The 25,005-nt window shown below is 71.0% G+C and carries 19 protein-coding genes and 1 tRNA gene; 9 read left to right on the plus strand and 11 right to left on the minus strand.

Annotated elements, in window-relative coordinates; translation table 11 throughout:
* Positions 1 to 150: 150 nt before the first annotated feature.
* Positions 151 to 1,878, plus strand: coding sequence for a carbohydrate-binding module family 20 domain-containing protein (locus tag HGK34_RS19505; protein WP_201850543.1), 1,728 nt, complete (start codon positions 151 to 153; stop codon positions 1,876 to 1,878).
* Between the two features lie 259 nt (positions 1,879 to 2,137).
* Here HGK34_RS19505 and HGK34_RS19510 read toward each other — a convergent pair whose 3' ends face one another.
* The 3 genes from HGK34_RS19510 to HGK34_RS19520 all read right to left on the minus strand — a co-directional run bounded on the left by HGK34_RS19510 (position 2,138) and on the right by HGK34_RS19520 (position 6,597).
* Positions 2,138 to 3,019: a hypothetical protein gene (locus HGK34_RS19510; RefSeq protein ID WP_201850545.1), complete on the minus strand. Its 882-nt coding sequence runs from the start codon at positions 3,017 to 3,019 to the stop codon at positions 2,138 to 2,140.
* A 452-nt stretch (positions 3,020 to 3,471) separates the two neighbouring features.
* Positions 3,472 to 5,208 carry a glycoside hydrolase family 13 protein gene (locus HGK34_RS19515; protein ID WP_201850547.1) on the minus strand — a complete coding sequence of 579 codons (1,737 nt, stop codon included), beginning with the start codon at positions 5,206 to 5,208 and terminating at the stop codon, positions 3,472 to 3,474.
* Positions 5,209 to 5,550: 342 nt separating this feature from the next.
* Positions 5,551 to 6,597: a LacI family DNA-binding transcriptional regulator gene (locus HGK34_RS19520; protein ID WP_201850574.1), complete on the minus strand. Its 1,047-nt coding sequence runs from the start codon at positions 6,595 to 6,597 to the stop codon at positions 5,551 to 5,553.
* A 327-nt stretch (positions 6,598 to 6,924) separates the two neighbouring features.
* On the opposite strand from HGK34_RS19520, the gene HGK34_RS19525 reads away from it, so the two are divergent.
* The 3 genes from HGK34_RS19525 (at position 6,925) to HGK34_RS19535 (ending at position 10,750) form a co-directional block, all read left to right on the plus strand.
* The gene (locus HGK34_RS19525) at positions 6,925 to 8,148 is read left to right on the plus strand and encodes a sugar ABC transporter substrate-binding protein (RefSeq protein ID WP_201850549.1); all 1,224 of its coding nucleotides are present in this window, start codon (positions 6,925 to 6,927) and stop codon (positions 8,146 to 8,148) included.
* 92 nt (positions 8,149 to 8,240) lie between these two features.
* Positions 8,241 to 9,827 carry an ABC transporter permease subunit gene (locus tag HGK34_RS19530; RefSeq protein ID WP_201850551.1) on the plus strand — a complete coding sequence of 529 codons (1,587 nt, stop codon included), beginning with the start codon at positions 8,241 to 8,243 and terminating at the stop codon, positions 9,825 to 9,827.
* Positions 9,824 to 10,750 (plus strand): sugar ABC transporter permease, encoded by a 927-nt coding sequence (locus tag HGK34_RS19535; RefSeq protein ID WP_372433167.1) that lies wholly within the window; start codon positions 9,824 to 9,826, stop codon positions 10,748 to 10,750. The genes HGK34_RS19530 and HGK34_RS19535 overlap by 4 nt, the downstream gene beginning before the upstream one ends.
* Before the next feature lie 345 nt (positions 10,751 to 11,095).
* On the opposite strand, the gene dnaG is transcribed toward HGK34_RS19535, so the two are convergent.
* Complete coding sequence (gene dnaG, locus HGK34_RS19540) at positions 11,096 to 13,180, minus strand: DNA primase (RefSeq protein WP_201850553.1); 2,085 nt, start codon at positions 13,178 to 13,180, stop codon at positions 11,096 to 11,098.
* Between the two features lie 260 nt (positions 13,181 to 13,440).
* Between dnaG and HGK34_RS23345 the strand changes: the two genes are divergently transcribed.
* Positions 13,441 to 13,629, plus strand: a complete 189-nt coding sequence (locus tag HGK34_RS23345; RefSeq protein ID WP_201850555.1) for a DUF4236 domain-containing protein — start codon at positions 13,441 to 13,443, stop codon at positions 13,627 to 13,629.
* A 133-nt stretch (positions 13,630 to 13,762) separates the two neighbouring features.
* On the opposite strand, the gene HGK34_RS19550 is transcribed toward HGK34_RS23345, so the two are convergent.
* From HGK34_RS19550 to HGK34_RS19565, 4 genes are all read right to left on the minus strand, one after another.
* Complete coding sequence (locus HGK34_RS19550; RefSeq protein ID WP_201850557.1) at positions 13,763 to 14,929, minus strand: FAD-dependent monooxygenase; 1,167 nt, start codon at positions 14,927 to 14,929, stop codon at positions 13,763 to 13,765.
* Positions 14,926 to 15,534 (minus strand): TetR/AcrR family transcriptional regulator, encoded by a 609-nt coding sequence (locus HGK34_RS19555; protein ID WP_201850559.1) that lies wholly within the window; start codon positions 15,532 to 15,534, stop codon positions 14,926 to 14,928. The genes HGK34_RS19550 and HGK34_RS19555 overlap by 4 nt, the downstream gene beginning before the upstream one ends.
* A gap of 247 nt (positions 15,535 to 15,781) precedes the next feature.
* Complete coding sequence (locus tag HGK34_RS19560) at positions 15,782 to 16,840, minus strand: lytic polysaccharide monooxygenase auxiliary activity family 9 protein (RefSeq protein WP_201850561.1); 1,059 nt, start codon at positions 16,838 to 16,840, stop codon at positions 15,782 to 15,784.
* A 209-nt stretch (positions 16,841 to 17,049) separates the two neighbouring features.
* Positions 17,050 to 17,574 (minus strand): MarR family winged helix-turn-helix transcriptional regulator, encoded by a 525-nt coding sequence (locus tag HGK34_RS19565; RefSeq protein ID WP_201850563.1) that lies wholly within the window; start codon positions 17,572 to 17,574, stop codon positions 17,050 to 17,052.
* A 91-nt stretch (positions 17,575 to 17,665) separates the two neighbouring features.
* Here HGK34_RS19565 and HGK34_RS19570 point away from each other — a divergent pair, with 91 nt between their 5' ends.
* The 4 genes from HGK34_RS19570 (at position 17,666) to HGK34_RS19585 (ending at position 22,625) form a co-directional block, all read left to right on the plus strand.
* The gene (locus tag HGK34_RS19570; protein WP_201850566.1) at positions 17,666 to 19,012 is read left to right on the plus strand and encodes an FAD-binding oxidoreductase; all 1,347 of its coding nucleotides are present in this window, start codon (positions 17,666 to 17,668) and stop codon (positions 19,010 to 19,012) included.
* A 144-nt stretch (positions 19,013 to 19,156) separates the two neighbouring features.
* Positions 19,157 to 20,593, plus strand: coding sequence for an MDR family MFS transporter (locus tag HGK34_RS19575; RefSeq protein ID WP_201850568.1), 1,437 nt, complete (start codon positions 19,157 to 19,159; stop codon positions 20,591 to 20,593).
* A gap of 117 nt (positions 20,594 to 20,710) precedes the next feature.
* Positions 20,711 to 21,994, plus strand: a complete 1,284-nt coding sequence (locus HGK34_RS19580) for a deoxyguanosinetriphosphate triphosphohydrolase (protein WP_201850570.1) — start codon at positions 20,711 to 20,713, stop codon at positions 21,992 to 21,994.
* Between the two features lie 133 nt (positions 21,995 to 22,127).
* Positions 22,128 to 22,625, plus strand: a complete 498-nt coding sequence (locus HGK34_RS19585; RefSeq protein ID WP_244666966.1) for a hypothetical protein — start codon at positions 22,128 to 22,130, stop codon at positions 22,623 to 22,625.
* A gap of 82 nt (positions 22,626 to 22,707) precedes the next feature.
* Here the strand turns inward: HGK34_RS19585 and HGK34_RS19590 are convergent.
* The 3 genes from HGK34_RS19590 to HGK34_RS19600 form a co-directional block, all read right to left on the minus strand.
* Positions 22,708 to 22,780, minus strand: a tRNA-Asn gene (locus HGK34_RS19590).
* Between the two features lie 102 nt (positions 22,781 to 22,882).
* Complete coding sequence (locus HGK34_RS19595; protein WP_244666967.1) at positions 22,883 to 23,389, minus strand: hypothetical protein; 507 nt, start codon at positions 23,387 to 23,389, stop codon at positions 22,883 to 22,885.
* Between the two features lie 9 nt (positions 23,390 to 23,398).
* Positions 23,399 to 24,676, minus strand: coding sequence for an AI-2E family transporter (locus HGK34_RS19600; RefSeq protein ID WP_201850572.1), 1,278 nt, complete (start codon positions 24,674 to 24,676; stop codon positions 23,399 to 23,401).
* Positions 24,677 to 25,005: the final 329 nt, after the last annotated feature.

A 25,005-nucleotide genomic window follows, 5' to 3' on the forward strand; every position in this document is an offset into this window, starting at 1 on the left:
AGATGTGTATAAGAGACAGGGGTGCGGGAGGGGGAGTCTGCTCCGCCCTTTTCTTTCCACCTGACCCTCTGTATCGTCTTGCAACGGGTTCTGAAAAACCTTGCAGCAAAGTTGCTGCACACTCAGTCAGTACAACCTCCAGGAGACGCAATGACGCGCCGAACACCGTTGTTCGCCCTGTTCACAGCCTTGGCGGCAGCCCTCATGACTGTCGCCATGCTCGGCCTCGCCACCGCCACGTCGAAGGACGCCGCCGCCAGCACGCCCCCGCGCGACGGCAAGGACGTCATCCTCAACCTCTTCCAGTGGACCTGGGACTCCGTGGCCTCGGAGTGCACGAGCACCATCGGCCCGGCGGGATTCGCCTACGTCCAGGTATCTCCGCCGAACGAGCACGTCACCGGAACCCAGTGGTGGACCTCCTACCAGCCCGTGTCGTACCAGATCGAGTCCAAGCTCGGCACGCGCGCCGAGTTTGCCGCGATGGTCAACGCCTGCCACTCGGCCGGCGTCGGCGTCATCGCGGACGCCGTCGTCAACCACATGGCCGCGGACTCCGGATCCGGCGTCGCGGGCAGCACCTACGGCCAGGACTACTTCCCCGGCATCTACGGCAGCAACGACTTCAACGACTGCGAGACGAACATCAGCAACTACGGCGACCGGTGGGAGGTGCAGAACTGCCGCCTGGTCAGCCTGCAGGACCTGCGTACCGGTTCCGACTACGTGCGCGGCCGGCTCGCGGACTACTTCGACGACCTGACGTCGCTCGGCGTCGACGGGTTCCGCATCGACGCGGCCAAGCACATCCCGGCGACGGACCTCGCCGCCATCAAGGCGCAGACGTCGGGCGCGTTCTGGGTCCAGGAGGTCATCGGGTCTGCCGGTGAGCCGATCCAGCCCTCGGAGTACACGGGCACCGGCGACGTGCACGAGTTCGACTACGGCCGCCAGCTCAAGGGCGACTTCGACGGTCAGATCAAGAACCTGCGCTACATCGGCGACAACAAGCTGCCCGACGGCGTCGCGAGCGTGTTCGTGGACAACCACGACACCGAGCGCAACGGCGAGACGATGAACTACAAGTGGGGCGCCAAGTACGTCCTGGCCAACACGTTCATGTTGTCCTGGCCGTATGGCTCGCCCACGGTCTTCTCGGGCTACGAGTTCTCCGACAACGACGCCGGCGTGCCCGGATCCACCAGCACCACCGTGCCCGACGCCGACTGCAACGGCGTGTTCACCTGCACCCAGCGCTGGACCGAGATCCAGGGCATGGTCGGCTTCCACAACGAGGTCGCCGGCACCGCCGTGACGAACTGGTGGGACGACGGCAACAACAACATCGGCTACGGCCGCGGCCAGAGCGGCTACGTCGCCATCAACAACACCGGATCGTCGGTGACACGCACCTACCAGACCTCGCTCCCGGCGGGCACCTACTGCGACGTCGTCGCCGCCTCCGACTGCTCGGTCACACTCACGGTGAACGGCTCCGGCCAGCTCAACGCGACCCTCCCCGCGTACGGCGCAGTGGCCGTGCACGTCGGCGCGACGTCGGGCGGTTCGCCGACGACGCCGCCGCAGACGGGCGACGTCTCGGTAGCGGTGTACGCCGAGACGGTGTGGGGCCAGAACATCTACCTGGTCGGCAACCAGCCCGAGCTCGGGTCGTGGACGCCGGCGAACGGGGTGGCGCTGTCGTCGGCGTCGTACCCGACCTGGACCGGCACCGTCGACCTCCCGGCCGGAACCACCTTCGAGTACAAGTACGTGAAGATCGACGGGAGCGGCAACGTCACCTGGGAGAGCGGCGGGAACCGCACCGCCACGGTGGGCGCGGACGGCTCGCTCGATCTCAACGACACCTGGAAGTAGAGGCAGGACGGTGGGCGGGTCCACCCGGCGGGCCCGCCCGCACACACCCGGCTCGTGTGGTCGGGGGTTTGACGCGTGGTCGGTCAAGTGATTGACCGACCACGCGCCAAACCCCCGACCACGCGCCAAACCCCCGACCACGCGGAGTCATGTTCACGCGGAGTCATGTTCACGTGGGGGTACCGACCACGCGCCGAGTCCGGACCAGGTGCTCCCGACGGGACCAGCCGGCGGAGGGGCGCGGTGTCACGAACGAGGGTCAGTCGGGCGTGCCTGCCGGACCTGTCGCCTCGACGGCCTCCTGCAAGGCACGCCGCAGCTCGCGCGCCACCGAGCCCGCCGGGTGCTCGATCAGTCGCAGGTCACCGCCGTCGTCGTGCACGTCGAACAGGCGGCCGTCGACCACCCACCACTGCCTGCTGCGCACCATGACCGGCGTGCTGCTGCCACGCCAGGCCTCGACCTGTACGTGGACGGTGCACTCCTCACGGCCCAGCAGTTCCCACATCGCCTCGGGTGCCAGGGCGTTCGGTCGAGCGCCTGCCGGCACCGTGCTGTCCGCCGGCACCGTGCTGTCCGCCAGAACTGTGCTGTCTGCCGGCACTGCGCCCATCACCGGCACTGCGCCCATCGCCAGCTCGGCGCCTTCCGCCGGCTCGGCGTCTTCGGCCAGTTCGGTGCCGCCTCTCGGCTTCGCCCCGTCCGCCAGGTCCGCGCTGCCTCCCAGCTCCGCGGTCGCGGCCAACCCGCCGCCTGGCGGCTCCGCGCCCTCGGCCGGAGCTCGCAGCGGTTCGAGGTCCGGCAGGTCCGGGGCGAGCGACTGCCACACCCGATCGGTGCTCGTGAACGTGACTCTCGCGCCGGGCTCGGCCCGGGTCTCGCCGTCGACCTCCACGATCCGGTGCGTCACGACCGCGCTCCGCCCGTTGGCGGCCGTCACGCGCGATCGCATGCCCTTCCCACCCGCCGTCGTCGCCAGCACTGCTGTCACGGGCGCGATCAGCTGATCGGCGAGGAGGCCGACGTCGCCGTCGGTCGCGCCGGTGCGTGCGGCACGCAGCAGCCGCCGCCACTCCTCGGTGTCGATCGGGACAGGCGCAGGGCCGGAGCCGGGCTCCGAACCGAGCGTCGGAACGGGCATCAGCGGCTCCTCTCGCCGGGCTGGGTCATCCCGAGGAACGTACCCAGCCACCAGGGAGAACGCGACGGGGAGAGCTACCCATTGCGCCCGACGACCGCCCACTCGTGCGTTCGTCCCCTCACCACGGCGATGGGCGGCTGCGTGCTGTCGACAGCGGGCGCGCCGAACGGTGACGCGCGGTCCCGCAGGGTGAACGGGCGGGCGGCAGCACCTCGTCGGCGTGCTGTCCGCGGCGGGTGTGCTGGAACGGTGACGCGGGTCCCGCAGGCTGACCAACCGGCGGCGGCGCCCCGTCTGCGCACTGTCGGCGGCAGGTACGCCGGAACGGCGGCCCGAAGCCCGTGGGAGGACCGACGGGCGGCGACGCCGCAGCGCCACCGCCCGTTGACGCGGTCCGGAGTTCCCGGCCCGACGCAGTGTTCAGGTGCCGGACTCCCGGCCTGACGCTGCGCTCAGCCGCGAATCCAGACGGTCGTGTCCGTCGGCAGCGCGATGCCCTCTGCCGACTCCGTCAGAGGCCCTGACGCGATGAGCACCTCGGCTCCCTCGGGCAGGACCACCGGAGCGGCCCCGAGGTTCGACAGGACGATCACGTCGGCCACTCGCAGCGCCACCACGTCCGCAGCGTCTGCGTACCCGGCCACCCAGGTCAGTCCGCCCTGGCCCAGGCGCTCGGCCCGGCGCAGGCCGAGCGCGCCGCGGTACAGCTCGAACGTCGAGCCGTCGACGCCGTACTGCTGGTCCGCGGCCAGGGCGCGGTAGGACTCCGGCTGGGGGAGCCACGTCGCGTCCGAGGGCCCGAAGCCCAGACCCGGCCGGTCGGCCTCCCACGGCAGCGGGATGCGGCAGCCGTCCCGGCCGACCTCGGCACCGTGGGTGCGGAAGAACGCCGGGTCCTGGCGGACGTCGTCGGGCAGCGTGGTGTGGTCGGGCAGGCCGAGCTCCTCGCCCTGGTAGAGGTAGGCGGAGCCGGGCAGGCTCAGCATGAGCAGCGTCGCGGCGCGGGCGCGGCGCAGGCCGAGCTCGGCGTCGGGCTGGACGTCCGCCGGGCCGATGCCGTTCATCGGGCCGTCGGCCGTCTCGTCCAGGCCGAGACGGGAGGCGTGCCGCACGACGTCGTGGTTCGACAGCACCCAGGTGGTGGGGGCGCCGACGGCGTCCATGGTCTCCAGCGACTCGGTGACCACGTCGCGGAGCTTGCCCGCGTTCCACTTGGTGACAAGGAACGCGAAGTTGAACGCCTGCTGCATCTCGTCCTCGCGCACGTACCGCGCGAGGCGTGACATGGGGCTGACCCAGGCCTCGGCCACGAGGCAGCGGTCGCCGTCGTACTCGTCGAGCACCTTGTGCCACGCGCGGTAGATCTCGTGCACGCCGTCCTGGTCGAACATGGGGCCCTCGTTCGAGCCGCCGTTCGCGCCGTCGGAGCCCTCGACCATGGCGACCTTTCCGTCCCAGTCGGGCAGGCCGGTCTCCTTGATCATGCCGTGCGCCACGTCGACCCGGAAGCCGTCCACGCCCCGGTCCAGCCAGAAGCGCAGCACGTCCTCGAACTCGGCGCGGACCTCCGCGTTGTCCCAGTTCAGGTCCGGCTGGGAGGAGTCGAACAGGTGCAGGTACCACTGCGGACCCGCCGGGCCGTCGTCCTCGCGGGGCGCGAGCCGGGTCCATGCGGGGCCGCCGAAGATCGACTGCCAGTTGTTGGGCGGCTCGGCGCCGTCGGCTCCCTTCCCGTCGCGGAACATGTAGCGGTCGCGCGCGAGGGAACCGGGCGCGGCGGCCAGCGCCTCCTGGAACCAGACGTGCTGGTCGGAGCTGTGGTTCGGGACCAGGTCGACGATGACGCGCAGGCCGAGCTCGTGCGCGCGGGCACGCATCGCGTCGAAGTCGTCGAGGGTGCCGAAACGCGGGTCGACCTGCCGGTAGTCGGTGACGTCGTACCCGGCGTCCTTCTGCGGGGAGCGGTAGAACGGGCTGAGCCAGACGGCGTCGACCCCGAGCTTCGCCAGGTGGTCGAGCCGGGACGTGATGCCGGGCAGATCACCCATCCCGTCGCCGTTCCCGTCGGCGAACGAGCGCGGGTACACCTGGTAGATGACGGCGTCGCGCCACCACTCGGTACCCGGCGCGGGGGCGTGGATCTGGTCGCCGCCGGTCAGGGGCACGGCGGGGCGTTCGGTGCGAGTCATCGATGAATCGTCCTCGGGAAGTCGGAAGTGTCGTCTGGGGTCTGCGCGCACCGGTCTGGGCACCGTGCGCCTGCAAGATTGTTGCAGAACGTTGCAGGGAGCGTACAGCCCGATCGCGATCCGTGGCAGTGATCTCCACGACGTGGATGGCGAGCGGGTGCGTCCTTGCCGAGCAGCCGGTTGGGTCGTTTCAACGACTGTGAGACGCGGCACAAGCGAATGTTCGGCGGTGTGGGGGTGTGGCTGGGAGTTTGTTCGCCGGCGTCGGGCGGAACCCGGCGTCCGCTCGACGTCAACGGATCGAGCTCGGAGGTGGGTCGGGGCGCCGACGGGGCCGGTGCCTCAGGGAGTGGGCGCCGCCCCGGTGGAGCCGCGCACCACGAGCTCGGGCGTGAAGAGCAGCTCCGTGCGCGGCGCGCGCTCCCCGTGGATCTCCGTGAGCAGGGCCGACACCGCGGCGCGAGCCATGTCGGTCACGGGCTGGCGCACCGTGGTCAGCGGCGGGTCGGTGAAGGCCACGAGCGGGGAGTCGTCGTACCCGACCACGGACACGTCCTCGGGTACGGACAGCCCGCGCTGCCGGACGGCGCGGATCGCGCCGAGGGCCATCAGGTCCGAACCGGTCACGATCCCTGTGTGACCAGCGGCGATGAGCTCGCTCGTGGCCGCTTGCCCGCCTTCCAGCGTGTACAGGGTGCCGACGATGTGCTTCTCCTTGGCCTCCTCGACGCTGTCGGCCAGCCCATGGGTGACCAGTTCGGTGCAGAAGGCGTCGATCTTGCGCCGCGCGGGCACGAACCGGTCGGGACCGATCGCCAGGCCGATCCTGCGATGCCCGAGCGAGACCAGGTGGCGTACGGACAGTTCGATGCTGGCGGCGTCGTCGGGAGAGACGAACGGCGCGTCGATGCCTTCGGCGTACCCGTTGACCAGGACGATCGGCATTCCGCGGCCACGCAGCCGCTGGTACCGCTCCCGCGAGGCGCGCATGTCGGCGTGCTTGCCCGAGGCGAACACGATCCCGTCCACGGAGTGGTCGAGCAGCGTCTCGACGTACTCGTCCTCGGTGGTGCCGCCGGGCGACTGGGTGCACAGCAGCGGCGTGTAGCCGTGCTCGTTCAGCTGCGACTCGATCGCCTGTGCGAATGCGGGGAACACCGGGTTCGACAGCTCCGGCACCACCAGGCCGACAAGCCCCGCCGGGCGGGCGCGCAGGGCCGCCGGGCGCTCGTAGCCGAGCACGTCGAGGGCGGTCAGGACGGCCTGGCGGGTCTGGCCGGCGACTCCCGGCTTGCCGTTCAGTACGCGGGAGACCGTCGCCGTGGACACGCCGGCCTGGGCAGCGAGATCGGAGAGTCGGGTGCGCACGAGAGGAAGCCTAGGTGACATCGCGCGTGTCGTCGTACTTCGCGTTCGCATCGTGTCACCGTTTCGTCGTCGAACTCGTCCGGGATGTCGCCGTCGTGCCGCAAGGCGGCCGTTGCGCGCTCGCTCGGTGAGGCCGCGACCAGCGCGCCCGCACTCCGATGCTGAAACTTTATCGCAAGAACTTGCACAACGCCTTGCAACGCCTCTACGGTCAGGCCCATCGGATCGAGGGCATACGGCCTCGCGATGGCCGGTGAGACCGGCGCAGACGCGCAGGCACCACGCCGTCGGACAAGAACCAGGTCCGCGACCACGCCGGTCGTGACCGTGAACCTACTGGGAGTACCGATGCGACGGAGCATCCTGACGGCGGCGACCGCCGTCACGGCAACGCTTGCGCTGGCCGCCTGCTCGGGCGGCGAGGAGCCCGCAGCCGAGGAGTCGGCCGCGCCTGAGCTGGAAGGCAGTCTGACGGTGTGGGTCGACGAGACCCGGATCGACATCTTCACCGAGCTCGCCGAGGAGTACTCGGCCGAGCGCGGCATCGACATGGAGGTCGTGCAGAAGGCCTCGGGCGACATCCGCCAGGAGTTCGTCCAGCAGGTTCCGACCGGCAAGGGCCCGGACATCGTCGTCGGCGCCCACGACTGGACCGGTGAGTTCGTCACCAACGGCGTGGTCCAGCCCATCGAGCTCGGGGACAAGGCGTCGGGCTTCTCCGACGTGTCCCTCGCCGCGTTCACCTACGACGGCGCCGTCTACGGCGTTCCGTACGCGGTGGAGAACATCGCGCTGGTCCGCAACGACGACCTCGTGTCGGACACCCCTGACACCTTCGACGACCTGGTCGCGCAGAACGACGACACCGGCGCCGACTACCCGGTCATCATCCAGCAGGGTGACGAGGGCGACGCCTACCACCTCTACCCGCTGCAGACCTCGTTCGGCGCCCCGGTCTTCGAGCAGAACGCCGACGGCTCCTACAGCCCCGACCTCGCTCTCGGCGGCGACGCCGGTGACGCGTTCGCCGACTACCTCGGCAAGCTCGGCGACGAGGGCGTCCTCGACCCCGCGATCGACGGTGAGAAGGCCAAGCAGCTCTTCCTCGACGGCAAGACCCCGTACATGGTGACCGGCCCCTGGTACGCCTCCGAGTTCACCGGCGCGGGCATGAACATCTCCGTGCTGCCCGTCCCGAGCGCCGGTGGCGAGCCCGCCGAGCCGTTCGTCGGTGTTCAGGGTGCCTTCGTCAGCGCCAAGAGCGAGAACGCGCTGGTCGCCAACGACTTCGTGACCAACTTCCTGGGCTCCACCGACGTGCAGCTCCGCCTTGCCGAGGCCGGTGGCCGCGCCCCCGCCTCGATCGAGGCCGCCGGCCAGGTCGACGACGCCATCATGCAGCAGTTCTCCGACGCCGCCGGTTCCGCGCCGATGCCGTCCATCCCCGAGATGGGCTCGGTGTGGCAGTTCTGGGGCGTGACCGAGGTCGAGCTCATCCAGGGCAAGGCCAAGGACCCGGCCAAGGCCTGGAACACGATGGTCGGCAACATTCAGGACGCCATCGCCGGCTGACGCTGATCGCGACAACGAGACGTGAGCGGTAGCGCTCGTCGCGGCCTCCATGGCCGGGCGGGCGCTGCCACGCGACAGACGGAGAGGCGACGATGACCGACGTGTCACTCGCAAGCCCGCCCCGTGCGGACGGCAAGCGGGGAAGCGACTCCCATGCCCGTCGTACCGGACCGGGCTGGTACGTGAAGATCGTGCTCATGGCGGCGGTGAACGCGCTGGGCCTGTACGGGGTCTGGACCGCCGTCGTGGTGGGTTCCTGGGGTGTGGCCGTGTTCCTGGCACTGGCCGTGGCGGCCGCGGACTGGGTGTACTTCTCCCGCCGGATGCTCCCGGCGAAGTACCTGTACCCAGGGCTGGTGCTGCTGCTGGCCTTCCAGCTGTTCGTGATGCTGTACACGGCGTACGTGGCTTTCACCAACTACGGGGACGGCCACAACTCCACCAAGGCGGACGCCGTCGCCGCGATCTCCGCGCAGAACGAGCGGCGTGTGGAGGGGTCGGAGACGTTCCCGCTCACCGTCGTGGAGCGTGACGGGGAGCTGGGGTTCGCGATCCTGCGCGACGGCGAGGTCGCCGTCGGCGACGCGACCGCACCGTTGGCGCCGGCGTCAGGGTCCGACGACGGCACACAGGTGACCGGTGTCGACGGCTGGACCACGCTGGAGTTCGCCGAGCTCATCTCGCGCTCGGCCGAAATCACCGAACTGCGGGTGCCGTTCTCCGACGATCCGGCCGCGGGCGGTCTGCGCACCCAGGACGGTTCTCTCGGGTTCGTGGCCGCGCCGGTCCTCGTGTACGACGCCGCGGCCGACACCTTCACGAACACGAACACCGGCGTGACGTACACGCCGAACGACCACGGCTCGTTCGTCTCCGCGGACGGTGACCAGCTCACACCGGGCTGGCGCGTCGGGGTGGGCCTCGAGAACTTCACGGCGATCTTCACGGAGGACCGGCTGGCCGGCCCGTTCCTCCAGGTGCTGGTGTGGACGTTCGTGTTCGCGGGGCTGTCCGTGATCACCACCTTCGCGCTGGGCCTGTTCCTCGCGATGGTGTTCAACGACCCGCGCGTCAAGGGGCGCAAGATCTACCGGTCGCTGCTGATCCTGCCGTACGCCTTCCCCGCCTTCCTCGCCACGCTCGTGTGGCGCGGGATGCTGAACGAGAAGTTCGGCTGGGTGAACGAGGTGCTGCTCGGCGGGGCGCAGATCCCGTGGCTCACGGATCCGTGGCTCGCCAAGGTGTCCGTCCTGGCCGTGAACCTGTGGCTCGGGTTCCCGTACATGTTCCTCGTGACCACGGGCGCCTTGCAGTCCCTCCCGGGCGACGTGCTCGAGTCGGCCCGGGTGGACGGCGCCAGCCGGTGGCGCGCGATCCGCTCGATCACGCTGCCGCTGCTCATGGTGTCCACCGCACCGCTGCTGATCTCGGCGTTCGCCTTCAACTTCAACAACTTTGCGCTCATCTACATGCTGACCGGCGGTGGGCCGCACTTCGAGGGCGCCCCGGTGCTCGTGGGACACACGGACATCCTCATCTCGATGGTGTACTCCGTGGCGTTCGACTCGGGCGTCAAGCAGTACGGACTCGCCAGCGCGGTGTCGCTGCTGATCTTCGTGATCGTCGGCCTCATCTCCTGGCTCGGCTTCCGCCGCACCCGGACCTTGGAGGAACTGTGAGCGTGCTGACCAAGGCGGCGCCCCGCGAGTCCGCGCCCCGCGAGGACCGGTACACGATCCGGCACGACGCCGGCCCGCGCGGCGTGCGCTGGTGGGCCGAGGTGGGCTGGCGGCACGTGGTGGGGATCGTGATGGTGGTGATCTGCGTGGTCCCGCTGCTGTACGTGATCTCGGCGTCGCTCAACCCGTCGGGGACGTTCACCGGGTCCAACCGTCTCTTCGGCGAGGTGGGCTGGAACAACTACGCCGAGCTGTTCGAGTCGCGCTACTGGCGCTGGTTCCTCAACTCGTTCGTCGTCGCCGTCACCTCCGCGGCCGGCACCGTCCTGATGGGCGGGGCGGCTGCCTATGCGTTCAGCCGGTTCCGGTTCTCCGGACGGCGCGGCGCGCTGACCACCCTTCTGCTGGTGCAGATGTTCCCGCAGATGCTGGCCGTCGTGGCCATCTTCCTGGTGCTGCTCACCATCGGGGACGTGATCCCGATCCTGGGCACCAACTCGACCCTGGCCCTCATCGCGGTGTATCTGGGCGGAGCGCTCGGGGTGAACACGTTCCTCATGTACGGGTTCTTCAACACCGTGCCGCGGGAGATCGACGAGGCAGCGAAGATCGACGGCGCGAGCCACGCCCAGATCTTCTGGACCATCATCCTGCGGCTCGTCTCGCCCATCCTCGCCGTGGTGGGGCTGCTCAGCTTCATCGCGACGTTCGGCGAGTTCATCATCGCCAAGACGGTGCTGCAGAGCCCGGACCGGCTGACACTGGCGGTCGGCCTCTACCAGTGGGCCTCCGACGAGCGCAACGCACCCTGGGGGCTGTTCTCCGCGGGTGCCGTCCTGGCGGCGATCCCCGTGGTGGTGCTGTTCCTGCTGCTGCAGAAGTACATCGTCGGCGGGCTGACGGCGGGCTCGGTCAAGGGCTGACGAGGGCCTCCCGTCGCGCGCGCCCCGGGTGGAGCACACCCGCGACCACGGTGCGGGGAAGGTTGTGGCGGGGGGTCGAGGAGTGGGTCCGCGGCGGAGCTCTCGTGTGGTCGGGGGTTTGGCGTGTGGTCGGTCAATCACTTGACCGACCACACGCCAAACCCCCGACCACACGGCTGTCTCCCGGCCGCGCGACAATCCCGGCCGAGCGGCAATCCCGGCCGAGCGGCAATCCCGGCCGCGCGGCAATCCCGGCCGCGCGGCAATCCCGGCCGCGCGGCAATCCCGAGCGTCTGGCGGCCGTCGAGTGCCAGGTCGCCCTTGAGCGCCCGGCCGCCTCGGGTGTCAGGCGCTCTCGCGGAGGGCGCGGTGCTGCTCCTGGAGTTTGAGCACCTCCGCGTTGGCGGCCTGATAGGTCTCGAAGTCGGAGGGGTCCGTCTGTTGGAGTCTGCGCCGTGCGTCGGCGATCTGCCGGTTCAGGCCCTCCTGGATGCGTCGCCGGACGAGATCGGCGACGAAGCCCGGCAGGCTCGCCTCCTCCACGGGCAGGCTGGCCACGGCGAGCCCCGGAATCAGGTGCGCCACGGAGTCCGGCGCCTGTTCCGTGACCTCGTCGACCCATGCCGCCGCACCGATCGCGCGGCCGGTGATCGCACCACCGGCGGCCACGATCGTGTCGTGGAGCACGCGCCAGGCCGGCGTGAGGAAGGAATCGGCTGCCAGCTCGTCGAACGCCTCGGGCACGTGCTCCGGGTACTGGAGCACCGCGGCCAGCACCAGGTGCTCGGCGCGTGCCACAGGATCCCGCGGGTCCGGGGCCGGGAGGCCGGTGTCCGACGACGGAAGGACGCCGCCCAGGCCGGAGGCGCCGTCACCGTTCGAGGCTCCCGTGTCACCCGGAACCCCAGCGCCACCGGGACCTCCTGCCCCGTTACCAGGACCTCCCGCTCCACCGCCCGGGACGCCACGCAGGCCAGGGCCGCCGCCACGCCCGGCCGCGCCGCCACGCCCGGCCGCGCCACGACCGCCGTCGTTCCCGCGGCCGTCCGGCGTGCCTCGTCGCGACGGGGCGCCCGCCGCCCGCCGGACCTCCTGGCTCACCGTGCGCTCGTCCATGCCGAGCCAGCCGGCCAGCATGCGTGTGTACTCGGGGCGCAGGGCGGTGTCGCGGATCTCGGCGACGCGCGGCGCGGCCTGGCGCAGTGCGCCGACCCGGCCCTCGGCGGTGCCCAGGTCGAAGCCCTTGAGGTCGGTCCGGATGACGAACTCGAACAGCGGTTTACGGCCGTCCACCAGCGCCTTGACGGCCTCCGGTCCTTGGGCGACGCGCAGGTCGCAGGGGTCCATGCCGCCGTCGGCCACTGCGACGAACGTCTGGGCGTAGAACTGCTGGTCCTGGCCGAACGCGCGCTCGGCGGCCTTCTGCCCGGCCTCGTCGCCGTCGAACGTGAAGATGACCTCGCCCCCCAGCGACGCGCCGGATCGTAGCTGCAGGCCGCCGCCTGCCGCCGTGTCGCCCATCAGGCGCCGCACCACGCGTGCGTGCTCCGCGCCGAACGCGGTGCCGCAGGTGGCCACAGCCGTGGTGACCCCGGACAGGTGCGCGGCCATGACGTCGGTGTAGCCCTCGACGACGACCACCTTGCGGTCCTTCGCGATCTCGCGCTTGGCCAGGTCGATCCCGTACAGCACCTGAGACTTCTTGTAGAGCGGCGTCTCGGGGGTGTTCAGGTACTTGGGGCCGTTGTCGTCGTCGAACAGCCTGCGGGCGCCGAACCCGATGACCGCGCCGGTGACGTCGCGGATGGGCCAGATCACGCGGCCGCGGAAGCGGTCGTAGACGCCGCGCTGGCCCTGGCTGACGAGGCCCGCGGTGATCAGCTCGTCCCGCGTGAAGCCCCGCCCTTGCAGGTGCCGGGCCAGGTTCTCCCATCCCTGGGGCGCGAAGCCGACGCCGAAGCGCTCGGCGTCCGCGCGTTCGAAACTGCGCTCGGCAAGCATGCGGCGCGCGGGCGCGGCGGCGGGCGTCATGAGCTGCTCGGCGTAGTACTCCTGGGCGACGCGGTGCGCGTCGAGCAGGCGCTGTCGCTTGCCGGGTTCCTCGCGGGGCCGCGCCGGGCCGCCGTCCTCGTAGCGGAGCTGGACGCCGACCTTCGCCGCGAGGTGCTCCACCGCCTCGGCGAACCCCATGCCGTCCATCTTCATCAGGAAGGTGAAGACGTCGCCGCCCTCGCCGCAGCCGAAGCAGTGGTACCGCCCGACGCTGGGGCGCACGTTGAAGCTGGGGGAGCGTTCGTCGTGGAAGGGGCACAGACCCTTGAGCGAGCCCACGCCTGCGGGCTTGAGCGTGACGTGGGCGGAGATCACCTCGTCGATATGCGCGCGCTCGCGTACCTCGTCCACGTCCTCGCGCCTGATGATCCCTGCCACGCAGGTGAGTCTATGCGGGGCCGAGGGGACGGTGGACATCGTCCACAGGCTCCTCCGGCGCGCGGTCGTCCGGGGCCGACGGCGAGGGCGCCCGTCGCGCCGGACCCCCTCTGCGGTCGCCCCGGGCACGCGCAGGGGTGACGCACCACCGGCCACGTCATACTTTGATTTGTCGGACTACATGTGTTCGATACTCTTTGCCCAGAGTTCTGCCGTGGGCATCCGTGGCCCACGGCTCGTTGCTGGAGAGGGAGAGAATTGTGAAGCTCGGCGGAGGCAATCTCCGGTACCGCAAGCGGCTGTCGCTCGGGCCGTTGAAGTTCAACATCACCCAGAAGGGGCTGTCGTCGATGAGCATCAAGCTCGGCTTCTGGACGTGGAACTCCCGGACGAAGAAGCACTCGATCAACCTCCCCGGCGGCCTGAGCTGGTACAGCAACTCCAAGTGAGTCCCGCGCCCGCGCGACGGGCCGCCGTGCGGGCGCGGGCACTGCGATCACGACAGCCTCGCGCGTGCTCCGGCCGTACGACGCCGCCCGGCGAACGGATCGGCGGCTGCGACCGCGCCGCCTCCGCCGGGGATCAGGCCACGAGTTCCGCGACCGTCCGGTGGTCCTTCGGGAAGAGCGGCCCCACCAGGATCTTGTCGAGGCCCGGCAGCCGCATCGCGCGGAAGCCCCAGCGGCGCAGCAGGAGTTTCGTCGTCGTGGTCGGGACGAACCAGTCGGCCGCCCGGTCCCGGGCGCTCGCCTGGATCCCGCCGGCCGTCGGCCGCCACAGCCGTTCGTAGTCCGCCAGCCCCTCGGCCACGGTGGCGGCGCGGCTCAGCCGCTCGGCGAGGACGTAGGCGCCCGCCACTCCGAGTGAGGCGCCCTGCCCGGCCACCAGCGACACCGCGTGGGCCGCGTCGCCGATCAGCACCACGCGGTCCGTGTGCCAGCGGGGCGTGTCGATCTGCGCGACGAGGTCGTAGTAGATCTCGTCCGACGGCGGACACTGGGCCAGGGCGCGCTCGGCCAGGTCACCCATCCCCTGGTACTCGGACTGCAGCGTCCGGCGCGGATCTGCCGGAAGGCTCAGGTCGGCCGTCCTGTGCACGGCGAAGACGGCGACCTGGTCCTCGCCGATCCCGTAGAGACCGATCTGCCGGTTCAACGTCTCGGTGAGCACGAACTGCTGCCGCACCTGCTGGTGCAGCTCGGGGTCGGTGAAGACGAAGGCACCGGTGTGCATCCCGAGGGGCCGCAGGTCGTCGCGCTCGGGACCGAACACGAGTGACCGGACGCGTGAGTGGATCCCGTCGGCCCCGACCACGAGGTCCGCGTCGGTGACCGTGCCGTCCGACAGTTCGACGGCGTCGTCGTCGATCCGGTCGATCGTGGTGCCGAAGCGCAGCTCGACGTCGTCGGGCAGGGCATCGCGCAGCATCTGTTCGAGGGCAGGCCGCATGATGCTGACGACCTCACCGTCGAGCGCCTTGGTGAACCGTGAGTAGGCCACGCTGACCGTCGTGCGGCCGTGTCCGTCGATGTACCGGAGCTCGTCGACCGGGCTCGCCACCTCCCGCAGCTGTGGCAGCAGCCCCATCGCGGTGATGGCCTGGAACCCCGGGCCGAAGAAGTCGATCATGTAGCCCTGCCCGCGCGGTCGGGGTGCCGAGTCGACGACGAGCACCTCCCACCCGTGGTGGTGGAGCCGGCCGGCCGCAGCCAGCCCGGCGATTCCAGCTCCGCAGACGATTGCCTTCATCCGTTTCTTCCTTCCGGTTCGGCCGGGTCGGGGCTGAGGCCCGTCCCGGCGAGTTGTCGCAGCACGGGCATGATCGTCGCGGCCGAGAGCCCGGGATCCAGGCCCTTGTGCAGCAGGAAGCCGTCGAGCGTGGCCAGGACCACGATCGCCGTCGCCTCGGGGGTGGGGTGCCCGGCCTGTTCCAGGGCCGTGACCAGGCTGCCTCGGAAGCCGAGCATGAGGTCCGCCATCTGCGTGCGCAGCAAGGGATCCCGTGTCGCCGCGAGATACGCCTCGACGAACAGGAGGGAGGCGGGGTCGTCCCCCTCGTACTGGTCGAGGCCGGTCAGCAGTGCCTCGATCCCGTCGGCGGGATCGTCTGCCCGCGCCCACCAGTCGACGGCCTCGTCGAGCATGGCGCGCATCCCCTCGACGGCGGCCTGGCGCAGCAGGGCCTGCAGGGACTCGAAGTGGTAGTGCACCAGGCCCGCGCGCACCCCGGCCCGATCGGCCAGGTTTCGCGTGCTGACCGCGTTCCACCCGATCTCGCTCACGAGCTCACGTGCTGCCGCCAGCAGTTGCGCGCGCACCGCGCGTCCTCGTTCGGCGCTTGTCGTCGGGACCACGTCCGCTCCTTGGGCGATCGACTTGGGCAAGTGCCCAAACTATAGCGACGCCACTGTGCGGTGGGCAAGGGTTCGCCGCGGGCGCGGGCGCGGGCGTGGGCGTGGGCCGCGGGCCGCGGGTCAGGTCACGGCCGGTCCGGCCGGCCGCACCACGAGCGCGCGCGAAAGGGGCCGCGGGGTGAAGCCGTCGCCGAGGCCCGTGTCCGCCTCGTCGACGGGATTCACCCCGCGGCCGTGGTGAGGTTCGTCAGCCGAGCGCGCAGGACGTCCCGTTGAGCGTGGCGGCCGACGCCGCCGCGGGCACGCCGTCGGCGAGGTACCCGAACGTCGCGCTGCCGCCGGCCGGGAGCGATCCGTTCCAGCCGGCGTCGGAGAACGTCACGGTCTCACCCGTCTGCGAGAACTCGCTGTTCCACGACTGCGTCACCGTCCCAACGCCCGGGAGCGTCACTGTCAGGTCCCAGCCGTCGACGGCGTTCTGGCTGGTCAGCTCGACCGCGCCCTGGTAGCCGCCGTCCCAGGAGTTCACCGGCGTGACCGTGACCTCGCAGGCGCCGGGCTCCGGAGAGTCGGTGGGCGTGGGCGTAGGCGTGGGCGTCGGTTCGCCGCCCCCTTCACCGAACACCACGTCCGAGCAGCTGTAGAACGCCTCCGGGCTGTCCGAGCGCTCCCAGATCGAGTAGATGATGTGACGTCCCTGCTTGTCGGGGAGGGTGGCGTCCCAGTAGTACTCCGCGCCTTCGGGGCCGTCCTGCGTCGGTGGGTCGTACGCCACGTCGAACGGCTCCGCCTCCAGGTCGGACCACTTCAGCGGCTGGCCCGGGTCCCATCCGTCCCTGGTGACGTACTGCATGAACTTGCCCGGGTGGTCTGCCCAGGCCGCGTACCGGAACGTGACGCCCTGTCCGGCCTCGACCTGCGTCGCCGGCCAGTCGGTGCCGCCCGGACGCATCCCCGCGAAGTCGTCGCCCGGGCCGCACAGGTTGCCGTCGGGAATGATCTCGCGGTGCCGGTCGCCGGCGTCGGAGATGAGGTTTCCGAACCAGTTGTAGAACGCGTAGTTGCCGTACTGCGCCAGTGCCGCCGCACACTTCGGGTTCTGCGGGTTCAGGCCGCCGCCCTCGCCGTTGTCGATGCCGTCGCGGTAGCAGGCGTACGTCCTGGACTCGGGGAACAAGGGTGTGCCGTGCGCCTGTGCCTCGGGCGGCGCCGGATCGGCCACCACCAGCAGGGCCCCGCACAGCGCGAGCGCCGCGGCCATCACCGCTGCGCGTGCTCGTGTCAGTGTCTTCGCTGTCGCCGTCACTCGTCTCCACTCCTTCGTCGGTACGAGCTGTCGCGTCAGCGTCCGACGACGGCGGTGGGCGGGGGTAGGCGCCGAAGCGTTTAGCGCGCGGCCGGCCGTACGCCGGTGCCTGTGCCTGTGCTGCACCGGCTCGCGGCGTGCTGCCCGCTGCCGTCACGGGCTGCCCAGGGGGCGGCGCCGCGTGCTGCCCGGTCCTGCTCCTGGCGGCTCTACGATCCGGGCTGGCGTGGCCAGTCCTCCGGGAGGATGTCGCGGCCGCCTTCCGGTGCGGCCGCTGCCAGCCGTCCGAGCACCCCGAGGAATCGGGAGACCTCGTCGTCCGGGCCGATGGCGTCCCTCAGGCGGCGGTCGAACTCGATGGCGGAAGTCTTCAGCTCGTCGAAGAGCCGGCCGCCGGCCTCGGTGACCTCGACGTGCTGCACGCGCCGGTTCTCGGGCATCCGGGTGCGGACGATCAGCCCCTTGTCCTCCATGGTGCGGAGGTGGTGGGTGAGGGTGGCCTCGCGGATGCCGACCGCGCTCGCGAGAGCCCTCTGCGTCCCGGGCGTGCTGCTGCTCAGGGCGAGCAGGATGTGCCATACCTGCCAGGACGTGCCGTGCTCGGTGAGCATCGCGTCGAACCCGCGGATCAGGGGTTGCGCGGTCTTCCACAGGGCGACCGCGATCGGCTGCGACCCGCCGGAGCCGCCCGCCGGTGGTTGCTCGGGCGGATGGTCCTCAGGGGCGTTGAGCATGCCCCGAGCGTATCGGCAAAAACCCCTTGCCATCTAATCATTCGAGATCTAAGGTTTCACTCGAACGCTTGTCCCAGACCTGGAGGATCTCGTGCCGACCGTCTCACCGCACCCTTCGCTCTCCGCGCTCGCCGACGCGTTCGGCGACCGCCTGCTCACCTCGGTGTCGCCCGAGCTGCCGGCCCTCGCCGCCACCGTGTTCGACGGCGACCCCCGTGTCCCGGCGGCGCTCGCCCGCCCCCGCACCACCGCCGAGGTGTCCGACGCCGTCCGTGCGGCACGGGACGCGGGCCTGCCGTACACCGTCCGCTCCGGCGGCCACTCCTACGCCCGCAGTTCGGTGCTCGACGGCGGCCTCGTGCTCGACCTGCGCCTCATGGACGGCATCCGTGTCGATCGCGACACCCGGATCGGGCACGCCCAGGGCGGCGCGACCGCCGGGGCGTACACCGGCGCCGCGGGCGAGCACGGCCTGGCCACCGGTTTCGGCGACACCGGATCGGTGGGGATCGCCGGTCTCACGCTCGGCGGCGGGATCGGTTTCCTCAGCCGCCGCGACGGGCTCACGCTGGACAACCTGGCCGGCGCCGAGGTGGTCCTCGGCGACGGCCGGGTCGTCGAGACCGGACCGGACCAGGAGCCGGACCTCTTCTGGGCGCTCCGCGGGGGAGGAGCGGGGCTCGGCGTCGTCACCCGGCTGGACCTGCGGCTCCAGGAGACGCGGGACGTCGTCGGCGGGATGCTCGCCTGGCGGCCCGACCCGCACGTCCTGTCCGACGTCGTGGCTGCGATCGCCGCGGCCCCGGACGACCTGTCGGGCATGGTCAATGTGATGCTCGCGCCGCCCGCGCCGTTCCTGCCCGCCGACCTGCACGGCAAGCCCGTGATCATGGCGTTGGTCTGCTGGTCCGGGGCACCCCGGGACGCCGATGACGTCCTGGCCCCCCTGCGGGCCCATGCGCCTCTCGTCGACCTGGTCGAGGCAAAGCCGTACCCGGCCATGTTCGGCGGCGGCCCCGACACCGCGGGCCTGCGCGGAGCCACCGCCACCGGGTTCACCGACGTCCCCGACGCGGCCGCGGCCGCGGTGATGATCGATGCCGTCCGCACTGCCACCGCACCGCAGGCCCTGGTCAACCTGCGGATCATGGGGGGCGAGATCGCGAGGACCGGTGTGGAGGAGACGGCCTTCGCGCACCGCGACCAGGCCGTCATGACGACGATCGCCGGGATGACGTCCGAGCCGGACCAGGAGGCCGACGTGCGGGCCTGGGTGTCGGAGGCATCCGCACGGATCGCCGTGGACCGCGGCCCCGCCTACGTCAACTTCCTCTCCGGCGCCGCCCCTGCCGACCTCGCACGGGCCTTCCCGGGGAGGACCGGAGAGCGGCTGCGTGCGGTCCACGCGCAGTACGGCTCGGTCGGGGCGAACGCCTGACCTGCGTCCTGACCTCGCCCGTGGCGGGGCGGCCGCGGTCCGTCACACGGGGTGCGAGGAACGGCCCGCGGGAATAGGAGGTGCCCTGGGCAACCTTGTACCGGGAGTGCGCACTCTGAACTCCGGCGGTGTCGAGGCCTTCGCATGACCGCCCCCGCTCCCGCCCAGCCCGTCACCCGCCGCAGCGTCGGCCTGCGCTCGGAGCGAGGTCCCATCCTCGGCTCCCTCATGCTCGCGGCCTCGCTGGTCGCGCTGGACGCCACGATCCTCGCGACCGCCGCCCAGACCATCGCCCACGAACTCGGGGAGTTCGAGCGGCTGCCCTGGGTCTTCTCCGTCTACATGCTGGCGCAGGCGGTGAGCGTCCCCGTGTACGGGCGTCTCGCCGACGTGCTCGGCCGTAAACGCGTCATGCTCGCCGGCATCGGGCTGTTCCTGCTGGGCTCGGTGCTGTGCGGGCTGGCCGGAACCATGACGTGGCTCATCGTGGGACGGGTCGTTCAGGGCCTCGGCGCGGGCGCCGTCGTGCCCATGTCGATGACGATCGTGTCCGACGTCTACACCCTCGCCGAGCGCGCCAAGACCCAGGGATACCTGGCAAGCGTCTGGGCGATGTCCAGCGTCGTCGGTCCCACCCTGGGCGGGGTGTTCTCGCAGTACGCCTCGTGGCGCTGGATCTTCTGGATCAACGTCCCGCTGGCCGTCCTGGCAGCCGGCATGCTGTGGCGCAGCTTCCACGAACCCGAGCGGGAGGGCGCCCGCGAGCCGATCGACTACACGGGCGCGGCCCTCCTCACAGCCGGCAGCACCACCCTGCTGCTCGGCCTGCTGGAGGGCGCCTCCCTGCCGCCGGTGCTGACAGCGGGTCTCTTCGTCCTCGCCGCCGTGCTGCTGGGCGGTTTCGCGTGGTGGGCCCTGCGCACCGCCCACCCGGTGTTCGACCTGCGGGTCCTGCGCCGCAGGGTCATCGGCTCCTCCACGTCCGCCGCCCTGATGGTCGGCGTCATCGTGCTCGGGCTTTCCACCTACATCCCGATCTACGCGCAGGGCGTGCTCGGCGTAGGCCCCCTGATCGCCGGATTCGCCCTCGCCGCGATGATGCTGGGCTGGCCGCTCACCGCCACCTACTCCGGAAGCTTCTACCTCCGGATCGGATTCCGTGCCACCGGCCTGATCGGCTCGGTGCTCGTGCTCGCCGGCTCGGTGCTCGCCGTGTTCCTGCTCGGCGAGAACTCCACCGTCTGGCAGGTCGGCGCCACGACGTTCTTCCTCGGAGCCGGCATGGGACTGACCGCGGTACCCACCCTCATCGCGGCTCAGACCAGCGCCCCGTGGCACGAGCGGGGCGCCGTCACCGGGCTCAACATGTTCTCCCGGTCACTCGGCTCCGCGGTGGGCGTGGCCGTCTTCGGCGCCATCGTCAACGCGCACGCCACCGTGGGCGCGGACGGGACGCCGTCGGGCCCCGGTCTCGCACAGGCGATGCACCTGGTCTTCATCGCCACCGCGGTCTGCGCGGCGCTCATGCTCCTGGCCGTCGCCCTCATGCCCAAGGACCGGCCGGCGTCGCCCGCCCACTGAGCACGCCGGCGGGGCAGCGCGCCGGGACGCCAGGCCCGTCGCTCCGCGCCCGGAACGGCTTGAGGACGATCACCGACGCGTGCGGAGCTGCCCTCCCGCACGGCTAGCCTGGTGGGCGTGAACGAGACCGCCGCCCCCGCCGCATCGGCGTCGTACAGCGAGCACGACGTCGAGCGATGGGTCGCGGAACCGCCCAAGTCCATCACGCGCACCCCCTTCGAACGCGACCGCGCCCGCGTCGTGCACTCCTCCGCCCTGCGCCGTCTCGGCGCCAAGACCCAGGTGCTCGGCGCCGGGCACGACGACTTCGTCCGCACCCGCCTCACCCACTCCCTCGAGGTCGCGCAGGTGGGCCGCGAGACCGGTCGCAGCCTGGGCTGCGACCCCGACGTCGTCGACACCGCCTGCCTCACCCACGACCTGGGCCACCCGCCCTTCGGGCACAACGGGGAGACGGCGCTCGCGGAACTGGCCGGCGGGATCGGGGGCTTCGAGGGGAACGCCCAGACGCTGCGGCTGCTGACCCGTCTGGAGCCGAAGGTCTTCGCCGAGGACGGGCGGCCCGTCGGGCTGAACCTGACGCGCGCCACCCTGGACGCGAGCGTGAAGTATCCGTGGGCGTACGGCACGGGACCCGAACGTCCTGACGGACGGCCGAGCGGCAAGTTCGGCGTCTACCCGGACGACGTCCCCGTGTTCACCTGGCTGCGGGACCACGCGCCGGTCGGGCTCAAGTGCCTGGAGGCGCAGGTCATGGACCTGGCCGACGACATCGCCTACTCGGTGCACGACGTCGAGGACGGCGTGGTGGCGGGCCGGATCGACCTCGATCTCATGGCTCACGCGGAGGAGCGGGCGCGCGTCGCCGAGCACGTACGGAACTGGTACGGGGCGTGGTACTCGGCCGACGCCGTCGACGCGGCGATCGGGCGGCTGCAGGACTATCTGCGCGGCGAGGGGTATCTGCTGCGCGCCTACGACGGGTCGCGACAGTCGCTGGCGTCCCTCAAGGACATGACCAGCCAGCTCATCGGCCGGTTCGTGGGCGCGGCCGTCGCGGCGACCCGGAGCGAGTACGGCGACGGTCCGCTCGCGCGGTACGCGGCCCGGCTCATGGTGCCCGAGGAGACGGAGCACGAGATCCTCGCGCTCAAGGGGATCGCCGTGACCTACGTGATGGCGCCCCGCGGGATGGAGCCGCGCTACGAGCGCGAGCGGGAGATCCTCACCGATCTGGTGCACGCGCTTACCGCGCGCCCCGAGGCGCTGGAGCCGCTGTTCGCGGCCGACTGGAAGGACGCCGCCGACGACGCCGGGCGCCTGCGCGTGGTGATCGACCAGGTGGCCTCCCTGACCGACCTCTCGGCCATGGCGCTGCACGCACGGTTGGCGGGGGGCTGAGAAGGCCCGGCCGAGGTACCCAGGAGGGCTGGCCCGCCCGAGCGGCGCGGGCTCGTCGTCGTCCCGGTCTTTCGCCGTGCCCTGCGCGCCTGTATGGTCATTTTGCCCTGTTCATCCTGGACCTGGAGGTATCATGGCCCGAGTTCTCCGACGCGTGATCAGCCTGGCCGTCACCGCCGCGGCCGCCCTCACCCTCGCCGTCGCCCCGCCGGCCACGGCCGCGACCTACCTCACGCACGCCCAGGCCGCTTCGCAGCTCAGCGCTGCCGGCATCACCTGGTCGTCCAGCGGCAACTGCAGCAACAGGTACAACTCGACCTGCACCTCGTTCGAGCAGGTGCGCCAGACCACGATCGACGGCATCAAGACGCTCAAGTCGGCCAGCGGCTGCGCCATCAACATCACCGGTGGCACCGAGACCGGCCACTCCAGCGGGACCTACAGCCACTGGAACGGCTACAAGCTCGACATCTCGAAGTACAGCTGCGTCGGCAACTACATCACGAGCAACTTCACCTACGTCGGGTACATCTCGGGATGGGGCTACCAGTACCGGGCCGCCTCCGGGAACCTGTATACCGACGAGGGCAACCACTGGGACATCCTCTACTACACCTGTGGCGGGTGCTGAGCCGTTCTCCCGGCGGCGGGTGAACTGCGCCGGAACGCACCGCAGGCCGGAGCCAAAGGGCTCCGGCCTGCGGTTTTGTGGGCTCCCCCGACTGGACTTGAACCAGTGACCTGCCGATTAACAGTCGGACGCTCTGCCAGCTGAGCTACGGGGGATCGTGCCACCTGAGCGGTGTTCCGCCCGGCGACCTGGAAAAGAGTAGCAGGTCCCGTGCGGTGGCCTCGAATCGGATGCGGCCGGTCCGACAGCGACGTCGGTCACACCGGAAGGCCGACGGCGGAGCGGGCGCGGGACTCCGCGGCGTCGACGGCGGCGGCGACCGCCGGATCGCTCAGGTCGAGGTCTGCGCCGCCTACCACCTGGGAGAACAGCTCGCCGTTCGCCCTGCGCCGCACGGCCACGCGGGCGGACCGGCCTCCTGGCAGGTTCACGGGAGCGGAGTGCACCACGGACCACTGCACCCGTTCGCGCAACGCCTGCGGGAAGGATGTGCTCGTGCCGGTCCTGGGCCGCAGCACCAGCGGGGCGCCGCCGTCGACCCACTCGACGGTGATGGTCCCGCTCGCGGGGTCGGCGGCCGCGCGGTCGACGTCGCACCATTCCCGGTCGACCGTGACGTCGCCGCCCGTGGTCACGATGAGTGCGGCCCGGGACGCGAACGCCCAGCCGCCGTCGTCGAGCTCGGTGCGGGCCAGCGGCCGGTCCGCACCGTGCTCGCGGAGTGTGTCGCGGACGGCGGCCGGCAGGTGCGTGAACATCCCCATGGCGACACGCTACTGCGTGGCGGCGGGCAGGCCGGCGGCCGGTGTCGGCGCGCCTTCACCGTCATCGCCCGTACTGTCATCGCCCGCACCGTCGTTGTTCGCGGCGTCGCGTCCGGGATCGTCCGCCCTGCCGGCCGCGACGCCGCCGTCGGTGCCCGGCTGACGCCGCAGACGGCTGAACACGGCCCACGACACCGCGGTGAGCGGGACCGAGATCACCGCACCCAGCAGCCCGGCGAGCACCGTGCCGCAGGTGATGGCGAGCGCCATCGCCACCGGGTGCAGGTTCACCTGCTTGCCGGTGATGAGGGGCTGCAGCACGTTGGCGTCGATCTGGGCGATGACGGTCATCCCGACGGCGACGATGATCGCCGCCGTCGGGTCCCCGGTCGCGAGCGTGACGGCCGCGCTGATGACGATCGCCGCGACGGGACCCACCATCGGCACGAACACCGCCAGGAAGACGACCACGGTGAGCGGCAGGGCGAGCGGGTTGCCCATGACGGTCAGGAAGATCCCCGCCATCGTCGCGTCGGCGAGGGCCACGAACGCGATGCCGCGGGTGTAGCCGGAGAACGTGCGCCAGCCGGTCTCCCCGCCGGCCTCCCAGGTGCGCTGGAGCCGCGCGGGCAGTTGTGCGATGAACCAGCGCCAGATGGAACCGCCGCCGGTGAGGAAGAAGATCGTGAGGAACACCGCCAGCACGACGACGGTGACGCCCGTCGCGGCGAGGTTCGCACCCTGCAGGGCCTGGTCGAGGACCGCGCCGCTGTTCCTCTCGAACCAGGCGCCGCCGTTCACGAGCCAGTCCTCGCTGGTGCCCACGTCGAACGGCAGGGAGGCTGCGAGGGAGTCGAGACCGGTGGTGAGCTGGGCGACGAGGTCCTCGGAGCGGGCGGTGATCGTCGCGACCACGTACGTGGTCAGACTTCCCACGACCGCGAGCAGGGTCAGCAGCGACGCCACCATCGCCAGCGCGCGGGGCAGGGCCCGGTCGTACAGGTTGCCCAGGGGCAGGAGGACGGCGGTCAGCACCAGCGCCAGGTAGACGGCGACGAACACGATCTGCACGAGGCTGATCAGGTAGACCACCAGGGCGATCGCGGCGGCGATGCCGACGAACCGCCAGGCGGCGTCCCCGGTGGCGCGCAGCCAGGTGCGGTCGGTCCTGCCGGCGGTTCCGGGGACGACGCCGGCCGGGGTGTCCCTGGTGCTGCTGCCCGGTCTCTCCGGGCTGGTGCCGGACTCCTCCGAGCCGGTGCTCAGCACGGGTGCCTGGGTGGTCATGGCCGCTCCTGTCCTCGTCGTCGACTCGGCTTGGACGTGCCGCGTTGACGGCGCGCCAAGCACGACGGAGGAAATGTATCGGTTTGCCGGTCTCGGAGACAGGGGCGGTTCTCATGGGTGGTGGGCCCGCGAACGCCTGCAGAACCAGATGCGGTGTTTGGGCCCGGGGCGTAGCCCTGCGAGAGCATCGGTGCCCCGTGTGGTGTGTGGTCTCAGGACATCGGAATGGGGTGTCTCGGGTCATCGGTATAGCGTGTCGCGGGACATGGGAATGGCCGGTGGGCGGATGCTCGCTCATGTCCACCAGGAAGCTCGTGATCGCGGCCGTG

Origin of the sequence: Myceligenerans indicum (assembly GCF_016742955.1) — a bacterium.
Classification (GTDB): Bacteria; Actinomycetota; Actinomycetes; order Actinomycetales; family Cellulomonadaceae; genus Myceligenerans; species Myceligenerans indicum.

Coding starts and splice junctions, on each gene's coding strand:
- HGK34_RS19505 (WP_201850543.1), top strand. CDS start 151: ATGACGCGCCGAACACCGTTGTTCGCCCTGTTCACAGCCTTGGCGGCA.
- HGK34_RS19510 (WP_201850545.1), bottom strand. CDS start 3,019: ATGCCCGTTCCGACGCTCGGTTCGGAGCCCGGCTCCGGCCCTGCGCCT.
- HGK34_RS19515 (WP_201850547.1), bottom strand. CDS start 5,208: ATGACTCGCACCGAACGCCCCGCCGTGCCCCTGACCGGCGGCGACCAG.
- HGK34_RS19520 (WP_201850574.1), bottom strand. CDS start 6,597: ATGTCACCTAGGCTTCCTCTCGTGCGCACCCGACTCTCCGATCTCGCT.
- HGK34_RS19525 (WP_201850549.1), top strand. CDS start 6,925: ATGCGACGGAGCATCCTGACGGCGGCGACCGCCGTCACGGCAACGCTT.
- HGK34_RS19530 (WP_201850551.1), top strand. CDS start 8,241: ATGACCGACGTGTCACTCGCAAGCCCGCCCCGTGCGGACGGCAAGCGG.
- HGK34_RS19550 (WP_201850557.1), bottom strand. CDS start 14,929: ATGAAGGCAATCGTCTGCGGAGCTGGAATCGCCGGGCTGGCTGCGGCC.
- HGK34_RS19565 (WP_201850563.1), bottom strand. CDS start 17,574: ATGCTCAACGCCCCTGAGGACCATCCGCCCGAGCAACCACCGGCGGGC.
- HGK34_RS19575 (WP_201850568.1), top strand. CDS start 19,157: ATGACCGCCCCCGCTCCCGCCCAGCCCGTCACCCGCCGCAGCGTCGGC.
- HGK34_RS19585 (WP_244666966.1), top strand. CDS start 22,128: ATGGCCCGAGTTCTCCGACGCGTGATCAGCCTGGCCGTCACCGCCGCG.
- HGK34_RS19595 (WP_244666967.1), bottom strand. CDS start 23,389: ATGGGGATGTTCACGCACCTGCCGGCCGCCGTCCGCGACACACTCCGC.
- HGK34_RS19600 (WP_201850572.1), bottom strand. CDS start 24,676: ATGACCACCCAGGCACCCGTGCTGAGCACCGGCTCGGAGGAGTCCGGC.